At 42.6% G+C, this 22,886-nt stretch carries 17 protein-coding genes and 1 other RNA gene; 12 read left to right on the top strand and 6 right to left on the bottom strand.

What is annotated here, in order from left to right:
• Nucleotides 1-299 precede the first annotated feature (299 nt).
• Nucleotides 300-2,225 (top strand): mechanosensitive ion channel family protein, encoded by a 1,926-nt coding sequence (locus tag CXF60_RS09460; protein ID WP_416376874.1) that lies wholly within the window; start codon nt 300-302, stop codon nt 2,223-2,225.
• Between the two features lie 61 nt (nt 2,226-2,286).
• On the opposite strand, the gene CXF60_RS09455 is transcribed toward CXF60_RS09460, so the two are convergent.
• The 5 genes from CXF60_RS09455 to CXF60_RS09435 all read right to left on the bottom strand — a co-directional run bounded on the left by CXF60_RS09455 (nt 2,287) and on the right by CXF60_RS09435 (nt 6,849).
• Nucleotides 2,287-2,919 (bottom strand): DNA-3-methyladenine glycosylase family protein, encoded by a 633-nt coding sequence (locus tag CXF60_RS09455; protein ID WP_102091734.1) that lies wholly within the window; start codon nt 2,917-2,919, stop codon nt 2,287-2,289.
• Between the two features lie 207 nt (nt 2,920-3,126).
• Complete coding sequence (locus CXF60_RS09450; protein WP_102091733.1) at nt 3,127-3,858, bottom strand: Smr/MutS family protein; 732 nt, start codon at nt 3,856-3,858, stop codon at nt 3,127-3,129.
• Nucleotides 3,859-3,965: 107 nt separating this feature from the next.
• Complete coding sequence (trpC, locus tag CXF60_RS09445) at nt 3,966-4,835, bottom strand: indole-3-glycerol phosphate synthase TrpC (RefSeq protein ID WP_102091732.1); 870 nt, start codon at nt 4,833-4,835, stop codon at nt 3,966-3,968.
• Nucleotides 4,836-5,005: 170 nt separating this feature from the next.
• The gene (gene trpD, locus CXF60_RS09440) at nt 5,006-6,127 is read right to left on the bottom strand and encodes an anthranilate phosphoribosyltransferase (RefSeq protein ID WP_102091731.1); all 1,122 of its coding nucleotides are present in this window, start codon (nt 6,125-6,127) and stop codon (nt 5,006-5,008) included.
• 98 nt (nt 6,128-6,225) lie between these two features.
• The gene (locus CXF60_RS09435; RefSeq protein WP_102091730.1) at nt 6,226-6,849 is read right to left on the bottom strand and encodes an anthranilate synthase component II; all 624 of its coding nucleotides are present in this window, start codon (nt 6,847-6,849) and stop codon (nt 6,226-6,228) included.
• Between the two features lie 828 nt (nt 6,850-7,677).
• Here CXF60_RS09435 and glnA point away from each other — a divergent pair.
• Both glnA and CXF60_RS09425 read left to right on the top strand, forming a co-directional pair.
• Complete coding sequence (gene glnA, locus CXF60_RS09430; RefSeq protein WP_057760355.1) at nt 7,678-9,087, top strand: type I glutamate--ammonia ligase; 1,410 nt, start codon at nt 7,678-7,680, stop codon at nt 9,085-9,087.
• A 201-nt stretch (nt 9,088-9,288) separates the two neighbouring features.
• The gene (locus CXF60_RS09425) at nt 9,289-10,032 is read left to right on the top strand and encodes a DUF4124 domain-containing protein (RefSeq protein ID WP_102091729.1); all 744 of its coding nucleotides are present in this window, start codon (nt 9,289-9,291) and stop codon (nt 10,030-10,032) included.
• A gap of 123 nt (nt 10,033-10,155) precedes the next feature.
• Here the strand turns inward: CXF60_RS09425 and CXF60_RS09420 are convergent, their stop codons facing one another.
• Nucleotides 10,156-10,872 (bottom strand): SIMPL domain-containing protein, encoded by a 717-nt coding sequence (locus CXF60_RS09420; RefSeq protein WP_102091728.1) that lies wholly within the window; start codon nt 10,870-10,872, stop codon nt 10,156-10,158.
• 308 nt (nt 10,873-11,180) lie between these two features.
• On the opposite strand from CXF60_RS09420, the gene ffs reads away from it, so the two are divergent.
• The 9 genes from ffs to CXF60_RS09375 all read left to right on the top strand — a co-directional run bounded on the left by ffs (nt 11,181) and on the right by CXF60_RS09375 (nt 22,885).
• Nucleotides 11,181-11,277: signal recognition particle sRNA small type (gene ffs, locus CXF60_RS09415), an RNA gene on the top strand.
• 268 nt (nt 11,278-11,545) lie between these two features.
• Nucleotides 11,546-12,142, top strand: a complete 597-nt coding sequence (locus tag CXF60_RS09410; protein WP_102091727.1) for a LemA family protein — start codon at nt 11,546-11,548, stop codon at nt 12,140-12,142.
• Nucleotides 12,143-12,155: 13 nt separating this feature from the next.
• Nucleotides 12,156-15,128 carry a M48 family metalloprotease gene (locus CXF60_RS09405; RefSeq protein ID WP_228707095.1) on the top strand — a complete coding sequence of 991 codons (2,973 nt, stop codon included), beginning with the start codon at nt 12,156-12,158 and terminating at the stop codon, nt 15,126-15,128.
• 114 nt (nt 15,129-15,242) lie between these two features.
• Nucleotides 15,243-16,151: a DNA polymerase III subunit psi gene (locus tag CXF60_RS09400; protein WP_102091725.1), complete on the top strand. Its 909-nt coding sequence runs from the start codon at nt 15,243-15,245 to the stop codon at nt 16,149-16,151.
• 92 nt (nt 16,152-16,243) lie between these two features.
• Nucleotides 16,244-17,371 (top strand): 3-phosphoserine/phosphohydroxythreonine transaminase, encoded by a 1,128-nt coding sequence (gene serC, locus CXF60_RS09395; protein WP_102091724.1) that lies wholly within the window; start codon nt 16,244-16,246, stop codon nt 17,369-17,371.
• Nucleotides 17,372-17,663: 292 nt separating this feature from the next.
• A complete protein-coding gene (locus tag CXF60_RS09390; RefSeq protein ID WP_102091739.1) occupies nt 17,664-19,496 on the top strand; it encodes an extracellular solute-binding protein in 1,833 nt (610 codons plus the stop codon).
• 323 nt (nt 19,497-19,819) lie between these two features.
• The gene (gene gloB, locus CXF60_RS09385) at nt 19,820-20,599 is read left to right on the top strand and encodes a hydroxyacylglutathione hydrolase (protein ID WP_057760343.1); all 780 of its coding nucleotides are present in this window, start codon (nt 19,820-19,822) and stop codon (nt 20,597-20,599) included.
• A 103-nt stretch (nt 20,600-20,702) separates the two neighbouring features.
• Complete coding sequence (locus CXF60_RS09380) at nt 20,703-21,773, top strand: microcin C ABC transporter permease YejB (RefSeq protein WP_102091723.1); 1,071 nt, start codon at nt 20,703-20,705, stop codon at nt 21,771-21,773.
• 62 nt (nt 21,774-21,835) lie between these two features.
• The gene (locus CXF60_RS09375; RefSeq protein ID WP_102091738.1) at nt 21,836-22,885 is read left to right on the top strand and encodes an ABC transporter permease; all 1,050 of its coding nucleotides are present in this window, start codon (nt 21,836-21,838) and stop codon (nt 22,883-22,885) included.
• The last annotated feature ends 1 nt before the right edge of the window (nt 22,886 follow it).

Below are 22,886 nucleotides of genomic sequence, written 5' to 3'. Positions count from 1 at the left end.
GTCTATTAAAAATTAATTTACCTAAATATTTTATGAGCATCTTCTTAGTTTTATAAGAGAAAGCTGTCTTAATAAATACTTATTATTAGAAATGCACATAGAGTAAAAAATCAAATACCAATACAGTTAGCTACAAAATTGCGTAATCAAAAGTACTGCTGTTATAAATAATTGTTACTATAGTATGGACGTCACCTGTCAATCTATCATGCCATTTTTAAACTAAGAGGTTTGTTTTGTCTATCAAGCATAATCTGACTCCCAGTCCTTCGCCTAATTTATTCTCTGCTATTACTAAAATGCCATTTATAGTCGCAATGTTATTATTGACTATGCTGTTGAGCATTGCCTTGCCAAATAATGCTTATGCTGTCGAGGCTGGTGCGCTTGGAGTGGGTAATGACAGTAGTGGAGAGACCGTAAGTACACCATTGCCTGATTCGTTTGGCCGAGATACGCCGCGTCATACGGTACAAGGGTTTATCAGTGCGCTGGGCGAAAATGATTATTTGCTGGCAAGTAATTATCTCAACTTATCTAAGTCCGATAACCCAACGACCGTTGTGAGACAGTTTAAACAGGCACTGGATGCAGGAGGGCGTTTTCAGCCGGATCTACAGATTAGCAATTCACCTGAGGGTAATCTAACAGACCAACTGCCACCCAGCCAAGAAAATGTCGGTGTAATTAATATCGGGGAGCGAAGCGTCCCGCTATTGCTAGAAAGGGTGGTCTCAAAACAAAACGAACAATATTGGCAGTTCTCTAGCGATACGCTGACCTCAGTACCAGAAGTGATAGAAAATACTGAGCCGACCTTAGTCTCTCGCTATACGGTTGATTCTTTAGATGGCAAAAAGCTTTTCGGCTATCAACTAGCTGATTTGGTCGCCGCGCTTACTATGATTGTGACCAGCTTTGTACTCACTTATGTCGCGGTATGGTTGCTGTACCATTTATTAAGGATTGTTTATCCGTACTTGCGTGGTACGCCATTGCCATTACCTAACAAGGTAATATTGCCATTATCTGTCGTGATCATGGCGCTGATACTATCAGAGGTGATGGTTTATGCAGGCGTATCGGTGACACTACGTGAGCCAGTCAATCGCTTTACGGATATAGCCTCTTGGTTGGCGCTGACTTGGCTACTATTACGAGTGATCGATGCGATATTTACTCGAGCGGTAAATCTAAGCTACAAGAAAAACTATACTGAGCGTGTCTCAATTTTGGGACTGCTGCGCAAGGTTGTCAAAGCGCTATTACTGATATTTGCAGTGATTGTTATTTTTGGCAATTTGGGTTTTGATTTGACCACTGGTATTGCGGCACTGGGTGTGGGTGGTTTGGCGTTAGCTCTTGGTGCGCAAAAGACGATCGAAAACCTAGTTGGTAGTGTTGTAGTGGTGGCAGATTCACCTGTGCGTATCGGTGACTACTGTAAATTCGGTACTTATGAAGGCACAGTTATCGACATTGGTATTCGCTCATCGCGTGTACGGACCTTGTCGCGGACGATTGTTACGGTACCAAATGGTGATTTTTCATCGATGCAAATCGAAAACTTTACCTCTCGCGATATGTTTCGTTTTTTCCATTACTTATATATTAAGCGTACCGCTGATCTTGACGTAATATTCAAAATGGTTAATGACTTGGATGAATTTATAAAAGAGCATGATTTGACCAATCAAGAATGGAATCAGGTCAATATTTTGGAGCTGCGCCAAGATTGCTATGTTATTCAGTTGCAAGCTTATGTGAATGCTATTGGTATCATTGAGTTCTATGACAAACAAAACGCTTTGTTTGTCGATATATTAAAGAAAGTCGCGAAATATAAAGTAGAACATGCATTGCCGACTCAGCAGTTGATTGTTAATCAAACGGAGCTTGAACATCATGTGGGAAGTAGCACTGATGAATCAGCAGAAGGAAATGAATCAGATAACAGTAGTAACTCTGCTAATAATGAAGTGTCTGATAACAAGGAAGTAAACACAAGCGTATACAGGAAAGATTACAACGACGATGGCGTTAATATTCGTAAAGATAGCGACAAGGCTAAAAATGATGTTGCAAGTCACCACAAATTCTCTATGGCGACCGTCTGCAGAAGTGGTGCGCTTAAGGCACTAAAGCATAAAAGTCATATGCTAAGAAAAAGTAAGTTTAAGCACACTAAAAACAAGTCTGGCTTTTCTATATGGAACCAGCCTTAAAAGAGACTCTTTGCTCACGAATGGTAGTGAATAACACTAGCTATGTTTTTTGCTCTATTAGTTATAAAGGTACTGCAGTTTTATCACGTAATGAGCCGTAGTACGACCAAAGCAATAGACTGGCAGCGCTGCGATAAGGTGACCAGTGCAGAGTTAAGTCCTTTAGCTGCTTGGGTGTTGGGCGCTCTGCTAAGCCTAATAACTCCATGGCTGCAACTTTAATGGCCAAATCATCGACAGCGAGTATGTCTGCACGTTTTAGCGAAAATAGTAAATACATCTCAGCTGTCCAGCGCCCAATGCCTGTCACAGCTGTCAAGGTTGTTATGACATCTTCATTTGGTAAAGTTTCTAAGGCTGCAAAGTCTATATTATGATCCACTAAAGAGCGTACATAACGAGTTTTTTGCTTAGACAATCCTTGTGTCTTCAAAGTATCATCTGTCGCTTCGCGTATCGCTTGCGGAGTGATTAATTCTGCATCAACCAACCGTTTCCAAATGCTGGCAGCGGCGGCAACTGATAACTGCTGACCAACCATCGCTCTCATCAACTGCTCAAACCCACCTGCATTATGCCTAAGATTAGGTGTACCGACCTGCTTATGGACAGGAGCAAACCTTGGTTCAATGGTAATCAGTGCAGCAATTTGCTGTTCTAGCTCGTTGGTATTTTCAATAGTCTGTATATTCATAGTGATTTCGCTTTGCTAATTAGAAGGAGCTCAAGTCAAGATATTAATGCAGAATGAGAAGCTAACATTAAATGGAATGTACATTAAAGAGAGCGTTCATTGAAGGAAACATCGTTGCAGTCTACGTCTAGACCATAAATGATTGATAGAAAAAGGACTGCAAATAAGCAGTCCTTTTTATGTAGTACCGTATCACTAACAATAGACCTATTCGCCATCTGCTTTAGGTTTTTTAAGTAGTACTAGTACAGCACCGTTACCACCATCTTTTGGTGGTGCAGAACAAAACGCTAGTACTTCTGGCAATTGACGTAACCAGCCATTGATACAGGTTTTTAGAATCGCTTCGCTACCTTTACCATGGACGATTTTTACCATAGTTTCGTTTTTCTGCTTGGCTTGGCTCAACAGTTGAGTCATCGCTTCGCGAGCTTCTTCTATCGTACAGCCATGGATATCTACCGCGTCATACCAACGCAGCTTGCCTTTTTTGAGCTGATCAAAGATTTTATTTTGCAGTGTTGGTTGCTTATAAGACAAATAAGCTTCAGCAGCAACAGGGTTCAGTAGTGCTTGCATATCTGACAAGCCTGCACCTAGATCCCTGGCTTCACTACCTTGAGCCGCAGCACGTTTTGATAGTGTCGCTGCATCAGGCTTACCTGCTTTAGTTGCGCTGGCAGGTGAGCGGACATTTTTGTCTTCTAGCTGATTGACACCATGCATGGCTTGCATAAACAGAACTTTATCGTCATCGATATGTTCACTATCTAGCTGCTTGACTGTCTTTTTTACTTGCTTTTGAGTCGGTAGCGACACTGGCTCAGTCGGCTTTTGATTCTCACCTTCAGGTGAATTGGTATCACGGCCCTTGCTCAGCTGGCCTTTGAGTTCTTTGAGCTGGTCTTGCATTTCTTTTGAAAACAGAGAGTTTGACATAAAAGTTAACGTATCGTTGATTGATGAATGGTTGATTGAACTATGTATATAGCATAGACATTGTTGAAGCTATTAGCATATATTTAAGCATAAATTATTGAGTTACTTTACCCGTCTGCTACGACGCCCGCAAGTAATGATTGTAACGCTTGCCCTGGATGATCAGTTTTCATAAATTGCTCACCGATCAAAAAGTGCTGAATCTCGTTATTTAGCATAAGACGAATATCATCACTGCTATGAATACCACTCTCGGTCACGATAAGTGGTTTTTGTTCAGCGCTATCAGCAGCGAGGGCATCGTTTAAAATTTTCTTGAGATCAAGCGTGGTTTGCAGGTCAACATCGAAGGTATTCAAATCACGGTTATTGATACCGTAGATATTGTGTACTGAACGTGGCAATTGTAGCGCACGCTCAAGCTCAGATTGGGTATGCACTTCTATCAATACGTCCATACCAAGCTCAATACTGAGTGCATGTAGCTCTTGTACTTGCGCATCATCTAGGCAAGCCATAATGAGGAGGATGCAGTCAGCGCCCATTAGGTAAGATTGATAGATTTGATAGACATCAATCATAAAGTCTTTACGTAATATCGGTAAGCTTGAGGTATTAGCCGCCTGAACAAGATAGATGTCATCGCCCTGAAAGTAATCACGATCGGTCAATACAGACAGACAACCAGCGCCCGCTTGCTCATACTGCTGCGCAAATAGAGCAGGGGTAAAGTTATGATTGATAATGCCTTTAGACGGCGAGGCTTTTTTAATCTCAGCAATGATACCGATACCATTTTCTTTAGTGCCAGCAGCACGTAATGCCGCGGCAAAACCTCGACGCGGTTTATCATCAGCTGCGACCTGTGCTTTCAAGTCCTCTAGAGACAATGCTTCGCGAGCGGCTTTTACTTCTTCTACTTTGGTGGCGACAATGCGCTGTAGCACTGATGGTATGTCTGAATGAGTTGTGGTCATACTGGTATCCGAATATCGTTAAATGTAAATATAGTCAGCAAGCTGTTAATAACTACTAAATGGCTACGACGTTGTCCTTCTTAGATGTACGACTTGTACAATCTGCGGTCGGCTGCCTGTTATTTTTTTTAAATTTCTTTGACTATAGACAGTATATAAATGCGTATAGATTAACCTTGAGCGACTAGCTGTTGGGTATAGTTGGCTAAAGACTCAAGTTTGAGTAAAGCATCGCCATTTTGAATGATTTTTTGTGCTCGGCTAACACCGTTAGGGTAGTTGCTGGCAAGCCCTGCGGTGTATATCGCGGCACCTGCATTTAGCGCAATCATGTCACGTGCTTTAAGTACAGCACGGTCATGAGTGTCGGCTCCAGATAGCGCAGCACGAATCAGATCTAAACTTTGTGCTGGAGAGTCGACATCTAGGCCGATAAGAGTTTGGGACTCGATACCCGCATCTTCTGGCATCATATCATAGACTGATATCTCGCCATCTTTTAGCTCAGCGACTGTGGTCGAAGTCGCAAGACTGATTTCATCAAGACCATCTTTTGCGCCTACTACCATGACATGACGTGCGCCTAAGTTTTTCATCACCTTAGCAATCGGCTCACATAACTGCGCGGTAAATACACCGATGACTAAGTTTGGCGTGCCAGCAGGGTTGGTCAATGGGCCCAAAATATTAAAGATGGTACGTGCTTTTAATTCACGGCGTACAGGGTTGGCATAACGCATGGCGCTGTGATGATTGGGTGCAAATAAAAACCCGATACCTTGGTTTTCGATACAGTCTTTTGCCTGATCTGGAGTTAATGCAAGACTGATACCTGCTTGCTCAAGTAAGTCTGAGCTACCCGATTTGGTCGAGACGCCGCGATTGCCGTGCTTAGCAACTTGTGCACCAGCTGCCGCAACAACCAATGCCGATGCAGTCGAGACATTAAACAAGTTAGCACCATCACCGCCAGTACCAACGATATCTACCAAGTAATCACAGTTCTTTGGTTCAATATTGGCGGCTAGTGCACGCATGGCACTGGCAGATGCAGTAATCTCATCAATGGATTCGCCCTTCATACGTAATCCCGTCAAGATAGCGCCCATCATAGCGTCGCTACATCTACCTTGCATGATAATCAGCATCACTTGATACATCTCATCAAAGGTTAAGTCAATGTGTTGAAATATTCTACCCAAAGCTGTGGTTAGCAATTGATGCGTTTGCTCGTCAGACAATTTTGCAATACTCTCTGGCGTGTGCGTTTCTTCTATTTTTGTTGTACTCATTGTAGTCTCACTTACTATTATTTTTTATGTGAATCTGTATGAAATTTGGCATGGGCTTATGAAAGCAGTATTTTTTACCAAGGTGTTTTTAGTCAAGTTTAACCAACTTGCGGTAGCTCATCGGATGTCAGGGTAGCCAAGCCATGAGTCTGTAAAAAGTTATTGAGCAATTGGTAACCTGCTTCGCTCAATATCGACTCAGGATGAAACTGAACACCTTCTACAGTAAACGCCTTATGGCGAATACCCATGATTTCCTCAATACTACCATCGGCATTTTGTGTCCATGCGGTGAGTTCAAGGCAGTCTGGTAGGCTTGTCTTGTCAATGACGAGTGAATGATAGCGCGTAACTTGTGACGGGTTAGGTAATCCAGCAAACACACCTTGCTCGTTGTGATAGATAGCTGATAAGCGGCCATGCATGACTTCGCCGGCTTTGACCACTTGACCGCCAAAGGCTTGACCGATCGCTTGATGACCCAAACAAATACCCAGTATAGGAATAATCCCTTTAAATGCCTCAATGGCTTGCAGCGAAATACCCGCACGGTCAGGATCGCACGGACCTGGGCCAATCACAATGACATCAGGTGCGAGGGTTTTAATCTGCTCAATGCTGACCTGATCATTACGCCAGACAGTGATGTCCTGCTTTAGCTCGCCGAAGTACTGTACGATATTGTACGTAAAGCTATCGTAATTATCGATCATCAAAATCATTAAGTCTTCAACTTATCAGTTTTATTATATTTTTAACATGAAATTTGTTCTCACTGTTATCGAGTCACTTGATTGCCGAACACAAGCAGCTCTGACTATAACAGAGGAGGTTATTGCGCGCGGTTATCTTACCACTATTTTGTTTTCTATCAAATGTAGGGTACGGGCTATCTAAGTAAGCACCAAGTAAAAACATATTTTTTATTATTTTTTTGACGCATAAAATAATGTAGTCAGAGACAATGTTATAAATTCAGCTATTAACATTGCACTATAAAATAGCATTTCAATAATAAATATATTTGTATTTGCACCAATTAAGTGCCTTTGGTTCTCAACTGGTGCTCTAATTAAGTGCTATTCTAAAAATTAATTTGATGGGAATTAATGAATATATAACGATATTAATCGTATAAATCACTGTAAATATTGATAATTAAATCTATCTATAACTATATCTGTTATCAGAGTGGCAATACATTGGCATAGCCTTTGCATTATTGCTGTTATGATTATTTTTAAAGCCAAGAAATTGGTCTAAAAATAATTATTAACAAGAGCCCGAAGAGTTCAGCATTATGAGTTGTATATTGCTAGAATGTCGTTAGGATTGAATTGGCGTATGTTAGACCATGTGCACAAATATTGGTCTGATTGAGTAAACGCTTTAGATGAGCATCTTGACTAATACGCAAAATAGTGCTGATAATAAGCATAATATCGAATGCGCTATTTTAGTATTGAGAGCACATCTGACATTCTTGGACAAGAACATCATATTAATAATTTTAAATCGCAATTACGTGATCAACACAACGGAGACTATTCATGTCGAATAAACTATTAGATCTTATCCAATCCTCTAATGCTAAATGGGTTGATTTTCGCTTTACTGATACACGCGGCAAAGAGCAGCACATCAGCTTTCCAGCGCATACCGTTGATGAAGATGTTATGGAAGATGGCAAAATGTTTGATGGCTCATCAATCGCTGGTTGGAAAGGTATCGAAGCGTCAGATATGATCTTGCGTCCTGATCCAGAAACTGCTTTTGTTGACCCGTTCTTTGACGCGGTGACTGTGGTCGTGACTTGCGATATCATCGAGCCATCAACGCTACAAGGTTATGACCGTGACCCACGCTCTATCGCACGCCGCGCTGAAGAGTATTTAAAGTCTACTGGTATCGGTGATACTGCTTACTTCGGTCCAGAGCCTGAGTTCTTTGTATTTGATGATGTTAAATGGTCAGTTGATATGTCTGGCGTTAGTCATAAAATCACGGCTGAAGAAGCAGCATGGTCGACTAACGAGACTTACGAGTGGGGCAACATGGCGCATCGCCCACGTGTGAAAGGCGGCTATTTCCCAGTACCACCAATCGATAGCTCACATGATATGCGTGCTGTTATGTGTGAACGTATCGAAGAAATCGTTGGTGAAGGTTCGGTTGAAGTTCATCACCATGAAGTGGCTTCTTGCCAGTCTGAAATCGGTGTTGCATTCAACACGATGGTACGTAAAGCGGATGAAGTTCAGCAATTGAAATATGTTGTTCATAACGTTGCGCATCAGTTTGGCAAAACAGCGACCTTTATGCCTAAGCCAATCGTTGGTGATAACGGTTCAGGTATGCACGTACATATGTCAATCTCAAAAGACGGTGTAAACACATTCTCTGGTGATGAGTATGCTGGTCTGTCTGAAACAGCATTGTATTTCATTGGCGGTATTATCAAGCATGCTCGTGCGTTGAACGCGATTACTAACCCATCAACGAACAGCTATAAGCGCCTAGTACCACATTATGAAGCGCCTATCAAACTTGCTTATTCAGCATCTAACCGTTCAGCATCTATCCGTATTCCACACGTAAGCAGTCCGAAAGCGGTACGTGTAGAAGCACGTTTCCCTGATCCAACGGCTAACCCATACCTAGCGTTTGCTGCATTGTTGATGGCCGGCCTTGACGGTATCCAAAACAAAATGCATCCAGGCGAAGCTGCGGACAAAAACTTGTATGACTTGCCACCAGAAGAAGAAGCACAAATCCCAACGGTTGCAGAGAGCTTAGACGTTGCACTACAAGCATTGCGTGACGATCATGACTTCTTATTAAAAGGTGATGTCTTCACTGAAGACATGCTAGAAGCGTTTATTGCTTTGAAAGAAGAAGAAGTACAACGTTTGAACGTAACTGTACACCCTGTCGAATTTGACATGTACTACAGCTGCTAATTAGTCGCTAAAACACTCATTTATTTTGAGTCACAAAACCAGCTAAGGTTAACTTGGCTGGTTTTTTTATGCGTATTAATAAAGTGTATCAGTCCAATTGCTGAATTTTCTTTGAAATCGCTACTGATTTCATGTCAAAACTCACGCATAATAGTTTTATAAAATTATATTAATAGTAGACACTATCTAGGTTGATGGATTATGACTTTATTAGCAAAACCGAGTTTCTTGAAGAGTAGGATTAGAGTTGGGTTATGGACTACGGTTGCTCTCGCTAGTCTTTGTACATCTCTCACGAATGCTGCACCTATTTACAAAGTGGTCGATGAGCAAACCGGTCAAGTCACCTTTACCGACCGTCCACAGGATTATGAGCAGCAAGTTGGCAAACAAGTCAGTCAAATGGCTATTACGACGGGTAATGAGACGAGCAGATCAACTAGTCTGAATACGACAACCAATCCTAATACAAGTCGCCAATCATCAAATGCGTCGCAGACAGTGACTGCTACTGAGTCGCCTGCGATAAATACTAAGGTGACCACGCCAGTAAACTATCAGTTAGCCATTACTGAACCTAGCGAAGAGAGAGCCTATCGTCGTCCCGTACAGAATATCGATGTCAATGTGCAGATTAAGCCTGCGTTACAGGCAGGTGATAATGCCCGTATTTATTTTGATGATAAAGAGGTTGCACAAGGTTTGAGCGCGTCTATTGCTACTGTTGATGTTTTGCCAGGTACTCATACAATTAAGGCCATTATACAAAGCGAAACTGGCCAAACACTTGAGCAAATCACACGTACTGTATATGTGATTCAAAATACAACCACATTGCAAGACAACAAAAGAAAGGCTGCGCAGCTATTGGCTTACCAAAAGCTAGCTTGGTATCAAAAATTGATGCTAAAGCTGCGTCAACAGGAAGTTGCTCAGTCACAATGATGGTCTCAATAATGATTGAATATAATGAATAGACATCGCTAGCAAAATAAAAAGGCAAGCACCGTTAACGATGCTTGCCTTTTTTAATGTGAATCACTTATTTTATTTGAACTATAAGCTGTCTTATTTAGTTAGCTCGATGGTACCGTTAGCAGTCACCGAAATAGTACTGTTGCCAGACTCAAAGCTTTGGCTTGGTACTGACTCGTCTGCCATTCCTGATTTCATGCTCATAGCGCTATACATTGGACGTGGATAGTTGCTACCTGTGTTTAGGTTAACATTGACGACGCGATAGCCACGAGCATCCCACGCGCGGGTAAGGCTCTTAGCTTGCTGCTGAAAAGCGCGAGAAGCTTCGGTCATTAATTTTTGCTCTAGAGCATCTTTTTTGGTATCTGATACACCAAAATTAAGATTGTCCATCACCAAGGTTTCTTGCAAATCAGCAATTAGTTGGCTAGTCGCTGAAAAGTCTGTGCTTTTTAAGTCTATGTTTGCTTGACCTGTCCAGCCAATGATTTTATCGTTCTTGTCGTAGCGTGGATAGGTACGCTGTTGCCCTGTGCTCACGGTCACGCTAGGGTAGCGCTTGGCGATTTTCATGGCATTGTTGATTGAGGTGTTAAGCATTGTAGCTAAAGTCTTAGAGTCAGTTGCTTGTGCTTTCTTGTACAAGCTGGCTCGTACTTCATCGTTCTGAATCTCTTCTTTTATTTCTGTCTGAAATGTCAGTTGATCATAGCCTGTTGGCTCTGCATGGGCGCTACCCATCATCGCTGTCATGAGACAAACCGTACCAGAAGCTAGTGCTGCTTTATTCAATAAAGTATTTTTCATTATTATCTCCTAAGTTGATTCTAATAATATATAAATGACAATTATCAACGCTCATTCATACATGAAAAGTTGTCCCTATTGTTCTCTAGAAATCGACATGGGTGCAACTTCATTCACTAAAATAGCAAAATTCATATAAGTTGCTGTGAGAATTTTGTGACCTAAGTTACTGATATAATTTGTGCTCATACATTGCGGACCTGAGCTAATGAACTAAATGACAGTGCTATTTAGGGCCTAAAGCAAACAGTTTTAAGATAGGGGTTGTAAAATTAAAAATTTCTTGTATAATTTGCGACTGGTGGCTCCATTGGTAGCCTCGCAACATTGTTCTATGAATCCCGCCAGGACCGGAAGGTAGCAACGGTAATAGTTATAGTGTGTGCCGAGGATGTGCTGATGGAGTCGCTTTTTTTTGCCTAAAATTTGATAATTATATTTATAAAGTATCAAAGACATATTTGTAATGTATTAAGCCCTTCATTGTAAAGGGCTTTTTTTGGGTCAAATTTTTGTCTGATGGTTAGCTAATTGCTTATGTAGTTTTCAATTTAATTTCCTGTTCGATTTCCTTTATAGTTCCGATCTAGTTCTAAGGTTTTATTGATTAATATGAGTTAAAATACAATGTATTAACTTTTTATTAACATTCTAGACACCTTGGAGTTTGATTATGAAGATGTTTGTTTGGCTATTCATTGCATTTTTGGTGTTGGTAGTTGTGTTTGGGGTATCTATTTTTAATAGATTGGTACGCGCACGTAACCAAGCAAAGAACGGCTTTGCTCAAATAGATGTGCAACTAAAGCGTCGTCATGATCTGATTCCAAACTTGGTCGAAACTGCCAAGCGTTATTTGAGTCATGAAGAAGAAACACTCACTCGCGTCATTAGCGCGCGTAATCATGCTCAAGATCTACAAGACTCTAATAAGCATCAGCCAGACTCGCTAGAGCATATGGCACTGTTTGCAAAAGCAGAAGGTATGCTGTCTAAAGCGTTGGGTCAATTTTCCGCTGTCGTCGAAGCCTACCCAGAGCTCAAAGCCGATAGTATGATCAAGGAACTCATGGACGAACTAACCAATACGGAAAATCGCATCGGATTTGCCCGTCAGCATTATAATGACAGCGTAATGTTTTATAATAATGATCGCGAAGTATTCCCGAATAACCTCGTTAGTACGACTTTTGGCTTTCGTCCACTCAGTCAGTTGGTATTCGAAGATAGAGAGGCGATTGCTCAGGCACCGATTGTAAACATGGGCTAAGGTTTAGACAATTTTGGCGAACTCTAGGCAGCCTAATCTGATGGATTTTTTTGGTGAACAGCGGATACGTACGCGGCGCAGTCTATTACTTTATGGACTGTTTTTCCTGATTGTACTTGCTCATATGGCAGTGGGACTGGCTGTCATGTCTATACTGCTGACAGTATTTACAGGCGGTATATACTACTGGGTATTGGTTCTGGTCATTGTCTTGACGTTAGGCAGTTTCGTTGGTGGTAGTTTTTTAGAGTATCGACGCCTGCGAGCAGGTGGCCGCGCTATTGCTCAGCGAGTAGGGGCGGTTAGGCTATTCATTGATAACAGCCAAGAAGCATGGGAGCACAGTCAAGGAGTCGCTCATCAACACGAAGCTGAAGAAAAGGTTCGCTATAGTTCACGTCATATAGCAGTACGTGACGAGCGCGATTTTCCGCCCGTTTATCGTCGCTACTATGAAATCGCTCAACAACTGGCCATTGCTTCAGGTTTGCAAACCCCTATTTTGTACGTGCTACCTGACGAGCAGGGTATCAATGGTTTCGTCGCTGGTCGCCATAGCTCAGATATGGTACTCGTCGTTACCCAAGGTGCGCTAGATAAACTGTCTGATGAGGCGCTATACGGACTCATCGGTCATGAATATGGTCATATATTGCACGGCGATGCTACGTTCAATCTACAGCTAATGGTGGTATTAGCAGGCTTACAGATACTATATGACTGGAGTGACCCAATATCCAATCATATCTCTAATCGTCTCTCTAATTATAGTCACTTTGATAGCGATAGTATCTCCCAAAAGTCTCTATCACAGAGACAGGTTGATATGCTAGCACGCAATACAGAAGCGCAAACGGCCAATTTCACCACTCATAGTGAATGGGTCGCCTACTGGCAGCAGCAATCACAACAACAGCAATCCTCAGCCAAGCGTCAGTCTAAATGGGTACAAACGCCACCTACAATAGATCGTCAAGCCCCGCGTAGTGTCTGGACATTGCTACTGCATGGTTTAAGCTTCTCTAGTATGGCAAGCGCACAGTTGATTAAGCACAGTTTTAATCGTGAGCGTGAGCTACTTGCTGATGCCACCAGTGTTCAATTGACACGTACACCTGCGATTATCGAAACCTTAAAAGCCATTCATCAAGACTCGCTCGGCTCGCGTTTGTCTGGTATCGCCGATATCAATGGACTCAGCCATTTTTTCTTTGCTAGTAGTGGTGCAGACTTGGGTGATGTATCGTGGTTTGCCACCCATCCAAGCTTGACTGAGCGTATGAGCGCTATTAATGCGGATGCTTATCATCAATTCGCAGTACAAGTCGCCAAAGAAAAGCGAATAAATCAGCAAAAGGTCAAAGAAATATATAGGCAACGACGCTTAGGTGATTGGGGAGCAAAAAAAGAAAATAGCCTAAGTGAAGATTTACCAGACAAAAACTTGCAGCAGTCGTCGTTACTTGGATCTCAAACAGCTGCAACGATTAATACAGGTGACACTAAACAGATAAGTGATGGAAAAGTTCTTGCTGAGTCTATAAGCGAAAATCGTAATAAAGATAATGGCGAATCAGAGATTGATGACGGTTTAGAGTTTGCCGTAGAAGCTGATGTCGTGGTCGATGGGAGGCTTCAAGTACAGGCCAAAGACGTTGGCGTTCACCAGCTATTAAAACCGTGGCAGTCCAAACCTGACGCTGACCTACCAGAAAACACATTAATTGGATTTAATGATATTAAAAAGGTATCACTACCTCAGTATATACTCAATCATAGTCATCATCCTTTAGGTGCGCTAGCATTAGTCGAAGCTGTCTTGCTTTGTCATCAGCATCAACCATTATCAACGACTGTCATGTATAGTTTGAATGATATTTGGAATGATGGCTTCCCTGTTGCGACTGACTCGACTTCCTATGAGCAAGTATTGTCACATACGGTAGATGCTAAGCTGATGACAGTAGTAGCCAGTTTGGACAGGCGTTTAGACAGCGCTTTGATTGAGCTCGCCTTAAATCAATTGCATCAAAAGAATTTATCTGAACTATGTATCGAAGATCTGAAGCTCAAAAGTAAAGACGATCATAGTCACGACAGTCATCAGTACTATAAAAAACAAGAGAAATGCCGTACGATGTTGTTGCGTTATCAGCAGGGCATATTTGAGTTATTTAACCAACAGCTGACATCTGACTTAACCAAAAGCTTAGCTTCTGATTCGTCAGATCAAAATATATCTAGTGATAACTCCAATGCTATGGCTCTGAATAACCCATTAGCTTTAGCAAATCAAAAATCGCCAATATTATCATTATGGCAAGCGCTATATTTGCAGCAGTTACTACCGATATTGTCTAAAGTTTTACAAGATACAGACGCGCAGTCTCTATGGCCGCAAATACTGAAGACTGGTATGGAAGACGTAAGGGCGCAACTAGATCCTTCAAGTCAGGTGTTTACAGGACTTAGTAAATCAGAAGTATCAGTTGTTGTCTTATTGGCTTATCGACTATCAAAAGATGCCAAAGGCCAGATGATCTCACTGCATGACCAACCGCTATTGAGTGAGGGTACTGACAGTGTGGCGCATTATATTGTAGATTTGAGACGGCATGCGCGCTTGATTGATATTGATCTTATGACAGTAAGCGATGTTAATTTACAGTGGCTATTATTGACCGCACAGCACTTGAATAGCATTCAGTTATTGGCGATTATTTCTGCGGTTCCTGTCTCTGCCAATCACTTTATCAAGCGCTTGGTAGGTGATCCGAATGCTGATAATTATCGAGAGAAGCAACAGGATGGTAGTCAAATAGATTATAATGAAAGTGAAATGAGCCAGCCTACTCATAATGAGTATCGCCAATGGCTAAGTACGTTGCATACGGTGATGTTACACGATACGATAATCAGCCAAGATGAATACGATTGTTTGTTGGCAATATCAGAGCGTTGGCTCGGTATTCGACAGCTGTTTTGATGGGCATGTATTTATTACTTAATTGATAGTATAGCGCATGCTTAATGAGAGCTGCCAAAACCATAAAAACATCTATAAATGATATAAACAAAATGAGTAGGATAGTAGAGTCGAATGAGTGATACCCAAGACCCGCTAACTGTATTACAGCGCCGTGTGCAGCAACGCCAAATTCTAGCGATGATAGGTATCAATCAGTGGGTACAACCTGAGTCAGAAACCATCAATATGGCTGACATTGCGACAGCTTCGGTTGAGCAGTCAAATATTGTTTCCACTGATATTGAGTCTAGTAACAATGAAGTAGTGAGCGTTGGAATTTTAGGCACAGTTGATCGATCGACTGATGGTTATGATATCAATGATTACAATGCTAAGGGCTATGTTGCCGATGAGTATGATCCTGATTTGCAAGCTACCGCTGAGCAGACGGCTAGCGAGCAAAGCCCTGTTATTTATAGTTTTGATTCCGTTGATTCAACTACGGTTAGTTCAAGTACTGGGTCTATCTATCATGACATCCCAAGTACTACATCGAACCAAACTGCTGTAACCTCTACGAATGCACCTATTGAGCAACCTCAATCTGCGCAGAGTAATTTTCCGCAAAGTAGTTTTCCACAGAGTACTAGTGATGACAGCATAAATGATGATAGCTTAAAAAAAGTAGCACCATTTGACCTGCAAGGTGGCCGCTATGGTGACTGGGTGATATTGGTTGATATCAAAGCGCTAAATAGTGACAGTCAAAAACTATGGCAAAACATCACCCAAGCGCTATCAATCACCTGTGAGACCACCTCATTCCCGATTTGTGATGGTATGGATACTGCTGAGCTTGCCAATGCCAGTCTTGCAGGATATATTTTTCGAATTGGCCGAAGCGAAGAAATACAAGTTGCTGCACTGACCGCGCTGCCTGATGGCCTTCAACATCCCAATCTGACCACTGTGCCGACATTAGAAGAAATGCTCGCAGACAGTGATGCTAAACGTCAGCTGTGGGAGCAGATATCTCATTGAGTTGTATAAAAACTAACATCGATACCAATGCCTTTATCAACAAACTGAAATAAAAAACATCCTTTTATTTCATCATACCTAGGACTGTGATTATGCCTACAACCCCAACGTCTACAGCAACTGCCACCCCGCATCGCCTGCCAAATTTTTGTGCTGGCCCTGCTACCATGCCAACAGCCGTATTAGAGCGCGCACAGAGCGAACTGCTTGATTGGCAAGGTCGCGGCCTGTCGGTCATGGAAGTCAGCCATCGTAGCAAAGAGTATATGGCCATTACTGACAAAGCGGAAGCTAAGCTACGCACGCTTATGGAAATACCAGATAACTATAAAGTGCTGTTTTTGCAAGGCGGCGCAAGTTTGCAGTTTTCTGCGATTCCATTGAATCTGTTAAATGGTGGACGCGGTGACTATTTGACGACTGGTGCATGGTCAGGTAAAGCGATCAAAGAAGCCAAGCGCTATGAAGCGTTGGGTCTGGGCGAAATTAACCTAGTTGCAACTGGCAAAGAGAATAACTTTACTGACGTACCAGCGCAAAGCGATTGGAATATCAGTAAAGACGCCGCTTATTTTCATTACTGTGCTAATGAAACAATTCATGGCCTACAGATATTTGAGCCGCCACAAGTAGATGCGCCAATCATTGCTGATATGTCATCTTGTATCTTGTCACAGCCGATAGATGTGTCTAAATTTGGCATGATCTACGCGGGCGCACAGAAAAACATCGGTCCTGCAGGTCTAGTCATTGTCATTATCCGTGATGATTTGATGGGGCAAGCAAGTGAATGGTGTCCTATGCTGCTGAACTATGAGCATCAAGCTGACAAAGAGTCTATGTCTAACACGCCAGCGACGTATTCTTGGTACTTAGCAGGGCTGGTGTTTGATTGGTTGGAAGAGCAGGGCGGTGTGGCTGCTATCGGTAAAATCAATCAGCAAAAAGCTGACTTACTTTATAAGACAATCGATGACAGCAGTTTTTATAATAATCCAGTAGACTCTAAGTATCGTTCTATCATGAACGTGCCATTTACTTTAGCAGACAGCAGCCTTGATAAAGTATTCTTAGAAGAGTCAGAAAAAGCTGGCTTGTTAAATCTAAAAGGTCATCGTGACGTAGGCGGTATGCGAGCCAGCATCTACAATGCCGTACCAATTGAGTGGGTACAGCAGCTGGTTGACTTTATGATTGCTTTTGAAAAAAAGCACGCCTAAGCAAAAGAGTAACCGCTAGCGTATAAAATTTTCATATATAAACTGCACATCAAGAAGGGCGTAACTAGTCATGGTTGCGCCTTTTTTATATTTATAAAGAGACAGTTTGGTTATGCTAGCGCGTAGTAATAATAGAGCAATGCTATCACCATTAAACGATATCCACGGCAAACCATTAGGTTAAAAAACCTAAGTTTGTTATGATAAAATTTTGCTATAACGCTGTTTTGCTGTCAGGCTTTACGTTTTGATATTTATATTGTTTAGCATAGAGGTTTGTTATAACGTCATGATAATAAAAAACGCCCTGTTAAAAGCCATGTTGCTAACCATTACCGTCAGCTGGATACCGAGCAGTATCGCTGCACCCATCACGACGACAGCGCTTGGTCACAATAGCTCTACTGAGTATATCAGCGCGCCATACATGCCCTATGCCAATCCAAAAGCGCCATCAGGGGGCACGCTCTCTCTAGATGCTCGCGGTACGTTTAATAGCGCCAACAAATGGATGACCACGGGCGTCGCGATGATTGGCACAGACTATCTGTATGATACTTTGATGACTGGTTCATTAAATGAAGCATTTACCATGTATCCGCAGCTGGCAAGTAAAGTGACATATGATCCAGATGATACGAGCTGGATTATCTATCATCTCAACCCTGATGCTCGTTTTTGGGATGGGTCGGGTGTGACCAGCCGTGATGTAAAAGCGACTTTTGAGGCGATATTGAACAAAGGCCCCATGTATATTCGCAGTTATCTTAGCGATATCAAAGACATTCAAATCATTAATGATCAACAAGTAAAGTTTGTCTTTGCATCTGCTGAAAACAAAGAGATTTTACTGACCGTTGGGCAGTTTCCTATTTTTGCCAAGTCTTCCATTGACATCGATTTTGAGAAAATCAGTCTGTCACCATTAATGGGTAGTGGTCCTTATAAATTGGGTCGAGTTGATGCGGGGCGTTCGGTAAGTTATATACGTGATCCCAATTATTGGGGGCGTGATTTGATGGTCAATCGTGGCCGCTACAATTTTGATATGATCAAGTTTGTTTATTATCAAAGTGATGAAATTGCCTTTGAAGGTTTTAAATCTGGTCAATACCGCTTTCGTCCCGAAAATAAAGCATCTAACTGGGTAACTGGGTATAATTTCCCGGCAGTGAAAGCAGGGCTTATCCAAAAAGAGACGATAACCAGTCAAAATCCAGTACCGATGCAAGCATTGGTGATGAATTTGCGCCGTCCAATCTTTCAAGATATCAAAGTTCGCCAAGCGCTGACAGCTGCCTATGATTTTGAATGGATGAATAAAACCCTATTCCACGGGCAGTATGAACGCTTGCAAAGCTTTTTTCATGGCTCAGAGCTCGCCGCAACGGGTACGCCATCTGATGCAGAGGTGCAGGTATTGACGCCTTTATTGTCTGAGCTTGAACCAATTCAGCGCCAAGCAACATTAGCAGAATGGCAGCTACCCACCAGCGACGGTAATGGTTTTAATCGTCAAGGGTTATTAGAAGCGCGTAAGCTATTGTTAGAGGCTGGGTTTTATTATGAGGATATGAAACTATATCAACCTGATGGATCGCTTGCTCAGATTGAGATTTTGATGACAGGCGAGACCATGGGCCGTGTCTTGTTGCCTTATATTCGCAATCTAAAACGCTTGGGATTTGATGCTACTTTGCGCCAAGTCGATGGGCCGCAATATTATGAGCGAATGCGCCGTTTTGACTATGACATGGTCGTGGACGTGTTTGCCCAAAGTCTATCTCCTGGTGCTGAGCAAGCGGCATTTTGGGGTAGCGCTGCTGCTGACGAGCCGGGTAATCATAACAGTGCTGGTATCAAGAATGCAGCCGTCGATAAGGTCGTTGCTGCCCTTGGTAATGCTAAAAATCGTGACGAGATCGTACTGTATACGCAGGTGCTAGATCGGTTGTTACGCGCAGGGCATTATGTCGTACCGCTATACGGCAAATCTGGCACCAATGTCGCCTATTGGGATCAGTATCGCCATACTGAAAAACTACCGACCAATGCTGTTGGTATCGATTACTGGTGGGTGGATAAAGAGGCAGAAGGGCGTATCAATAAATATTTAAAACAATAAACAGTATTTACTATAAAGTTTGACCCGATAACAACGGACAGCTGAGCATATATGCTGTTTTATTAAATATATGCTGTTGCTATCAAATAACAGTTAGATTAGGGCGTGTCCTCATTTTAAAAATGGTGATAAAAATGAGATAAATTGCCGTCAAACGAGGAAAATAGTGCAGATAATATCGAGATATTGACCAACTATTTGACGATGTTTGGCAAAATTTAGCTGTTTTTAGCCCATTTAGAGGACACTCGTTTGAATTGAGGACACGCCCTAGATAACTCAAAATAACACGTAACAAAAATAACTACCGGTAAGGATTTAATATGAGTATTCGTATTCACCCAATCAAAGCATTTAGCGATAACTATATCTGGACATTGATTAATGAAAATAATAAGCAGGCGATTGTCATTGATCCAGGTCAAGCCCAGCCGGTCATTGATTATCTAGAGACGCATGAGCTCGAACTAACATCGATTTGGACGACTCACCATCATCATGATCATATCGGCGGCGTCGCAGAGTTGCAGGAATCGTATCCGATGACTCATCTGGTTGCGCATAGTGAGCATGGCGTCGATGAAGATCAAACTATCAAAGACGGTAGCACGGTGAGCGCATGGGGCTGCTCTGCGCAAGTCTGGGATGTATCAGGGCATACCGCTAGCCATATGGCCTATATTTTGGATATCGATGGGCAAAAGCACTGCTTCTGCGGTGATACGTTGTTTAGTGCAGGTTGTGGACGTGTGTTTACTGGTACGATTGAGCAACTGCATGAGAGCTTTAAGCGTTTGAACGGCTTGCCTCATGAGGCGCTACTGTATCCGGCGCATGAATATACGGCCAGTAACCTACGTTTTGGTCTATCTATTGAACCTGACAATGAATCGATGCAGCAAGCCTTAGCACGAGCAGAGGTACAAACTGAACAAGGCATGGCAACGCTACCAGTGACACTAGAGCATGAGCGCACGGTAAATGTGTTTTTACGTACACAAGAGCCGAGTGTAATCGCAGGAGTTAAATCCAAAATGCCTATCGATGATGAGAAGTCGTTAACGGTATTTGCAGCGTTACGTGAGCTGAAAAACAACTTTTAAAGTAAGTTTTTAACAAGTAGCTTGCTTTCAAGCATCTCTTTAACACAACGCAATTCGCTGCTGAACGTCATTGCCCTCTCTCTTTATTTAGGAAGTCGCCATTATGGGTCGTTATATCTTAAAAAGACTACTACTGATATTGCCGACACTATTTTTGATCTTGCTTGCCAACTTTGTGATCGTACAGGCGGCACCAGGCGGGCCTGTTGAGCAGCAGCTGGCACTTATCGAACAGGGCGCAAAAGACAATGCGCTTGGCGGTAATATTGGTGCGGGCAGTGCAGGTGGCAACGACAGCACTTATCAAGGCACGCGTGGTCTCTCTGAGGAGATGGTCGCCGCAATCAACGCTCAATATGGCTTTGATAAATCTGCTCCAGAGCGATTTTGGCTTATGTTAAAGAACTACGCTCAGTTAGATTTTGGTGAGTCGTTTTTTAAAGGGCAGTCGGTGACCGACCTTATTATAGAGAAGCTGCCAGTCTCGATATCGCTTGGACTATGGAGTACGCTGCTCATCTATATGATAGCTATTCCATTGGGAGTGTATAAAGCGATGCATCATGGCTCAGGCATTGATAAAGCCACTGCTATGCTGCTAGCGATCGGACATGCGATACCTGTATTTGTCTTTGCAGTGATTTTACTGGTTTTCTTTGCAGGTGGCAGCTATTGGAATATCTTTCCATTACAGGGATTGACGTCCGAAAATTTTGATCAGCTAAGCGCGCTTGGTAAAGTAAAAGATTATTTTTGGCATTTGGCATTACCGCTGCTGGCAAGTACCGTAGGCGGTTTCGCGGGCTTGACCTATTTGACCAAATTCAGCTTTTTAGAGGAACTGGGCAAGCAGTATGTACTGACCGCACGTGCTAAAGGCTTAGGTGAGCGTCAGGTGCTATATGGCCATGTGTTTCGCAATGCGATGTTGATTATTATCGCAGGTATTCCAGCCGCTATTGTTGGTATCTTCTTTGCGGGTAACTTTTTGATTGAGATTATCTTTAAACTAGATGGCTTGGGCTTGTTAGGGTTTGAAGCCATTCAACAACGTGATTATCCAGTGATATTTGGCACACTATTTATCTTTACCTTAATGGGGTTGCTACTGCAATTAATCAGTGATTTGAGCTATCACTTAATCGATCCTCGTATTGACTTTGAGGGGCGCTAATGTCAAATAATCAACCTTCACCAAATCGCAGTACTATTAATAGCGAACCAGATAAAGCGCCAATGCCTGAGCAGCTATCTGCCACAAAAAAGCAACGCTTGAACCCTATCTGGCAAGCACGACTCAATCGCTTTCGTCAAAATAGACTTGGGGTGATATCGCTGTTTGTTTTCGCAGTGATATTTGTTATTTGTATGGCAGCTAACGTCATTGCCAATGACAAACCTTTACTGGTTCAATATCAAGGCGATTATTACTTTCCGGTATTAAAGGCCTATCCTGAAACGACGTTTGGCGGTGTATTTGAGACCGAAACCAATTATAAAGACCCTGCAGTGCAGTCGCTGATTGATGAGCAAGGGTTTTATATAATGCCGCCTATTCCGTTTGCCGACCAGACGCCCAACGTCGAGCTTGGTCTGCCTTATCCAGCAGCACCCAATGCTCAGAACTGGCTTGGTACTGATGATATGGGACGTGATGTGCTGGCACGGATACTTTATGGTATGCGAGTGTCGTTACTGTTTGGTCTGGCCTTGACGCTTGCGGGTGCACTGATTGGGATTATCGTCGGTGCGGTACAAGGTTATTATGGCGGCTGGGTAGATCTGGCAGGGCAGCGATTTATGGAAGTATGGGGCGGTATGCCTCAGCTGTTTATGATTATTATTTTGGTCAGTCTGTTTAGTCCCAGCATTATTATGCTGTTCGCCATGATGCTACTGTTCGGTTGGATGGGTTTGGTCGGTTTGGTACGGGCAGAGTTCTTACGAGCCCGCAACTTTGACTATGTGCGAGCTGCACGCAATTTAGGTGTTTCGGACAGCCAAATCATGCTTAGACATATCTTACCCAATGCGTTAGCTTCTAGTTTGTCGCAGTTGCCATTTATTCTAACGGCCAATATTATCGCTTTGACTGCGCTGGATTTCTTGGGATATGGATTGCCACCTGGCTCGCCGTCTCTTGGTGAGCTAATGGTACAAGGGAAGAACAACCTTGATGCACCTTGGCTTGCCTTGTCAGGATTCTTTAGCTTGACCTTTATTTTGTCATTGCTCATCTTCGTCGGCGAAGCGCTGCGTGATGCATTTGATCCGAGGCGTTCTTAAT

The sequence above is a fragment of the Psychrobacter sp. 4Bb genome (assembly GCF_002836735.1).
Lineage (GTDB): Bacteria > Pseudomonadota > Gammaproteobacteria > Pseudomonadales > Moraxellaceae > Psychrobacter.
Note: the sequence above shows the minus strand (reverse complement) of the source record. Positions and strands in the feature narration are given on the sequence as shown.

Coding starts and splice junctions, on each gene's coding strand:
- CXF60_RS09460 (WP_416376874.1), top strand. CDS start 300: ATGCCATTTATAGTCGCAATGTTATTATTGACTATGCTGTTGAGCATT.
- CXF60_RS09455 (WP_102091734.1), bottom strand. CDS start 2,919: ATGAATATACAGACTATTGAAAATACCAACGAGCTAGAACAGCAAATT.
- CXF60_RS09450 (WP_102091733.1), bottom strand. CDS start 3,858: ATGTCAAACTCTCTGTTTTCAAAAGAAATGCAAGACCAGCTCAAAGAA.
- trpC (WP_102091732.1), bottom strand. CDS start 4,835: ATGACCACAACTCATTCAGACATACCATCAGTGCTACAGCGCATTGTC.
- trpD (WP_102091731.1), bottom strand. CDS start 6,127: ATGAGTACAACAAAAATAGAAGAAACGCACACGCCAGAGAGTATTGCA.
- CXF60_RS09435 (WP_102091730.1), bottom strand. CDS start 6,849: ATGATTTTGATGATCGATAATTACGATAGCTTTACGTACAATATCGTA.
- glnA (WP_057760355.1), top strand. CDS start 7,678: ATGTCGAATAAACTATTAGATCTTATCCAATCCTCTAATGCTAAATGG.
- CXF60_RS09425 (WP_102091729.1), top strand. CDS start 9,289: ATGACTTTATTAGCAAAACCGAGTTTCTTGAAGAGTAGGATTAGAGTT.
- CXF60_RS09420 (WP_102091728.1), bottom strand. CDS start 10,872: ATGAAAAATACTTTATTGAATAAAGCAGCACTAGCTTCTGGTACGGTT.
- CXF60_RS09410 (WP_102091727.1), top strand. CDS start 11,546: ATGAAGATGTTTGTTTGGCTATTCATTGCATTTTTGGTGTTGGTAGTT.
- CXF60_RS09400 (WP_102091725.1), top strand. CDS start 15,243: ATGAGTGATACCCAAGACCCGCTAACTGTATTACAGCGCCGTGTGCAG.
- serC (WP_102091724.1), top strand. CDS start 16,244: ATGCCTACAACCCCAACGTCTACAGCAACTGCCACCCCGCATCGCCTG.
- gloB (WP_057760343.1), top strand. CDS start 19,820: ATGAGTATTCGTATTCACCCAATCAAAGCATTTAGCGATAACTATATC.
- CXF60_RS09380 (WP_102091723.1), top strand. CDS start 20,703: ATGGGTCGTTATATCTTAAAAAGACTACTACTGATATTGCCGACACTA.
- CXF60_RS09375 (WP_102091738.1), top strand. CDS start 21,836: ATGCCTGAGCAGCTATCTGCCACAAAAAAGCAACGCTTGAACCCTATC.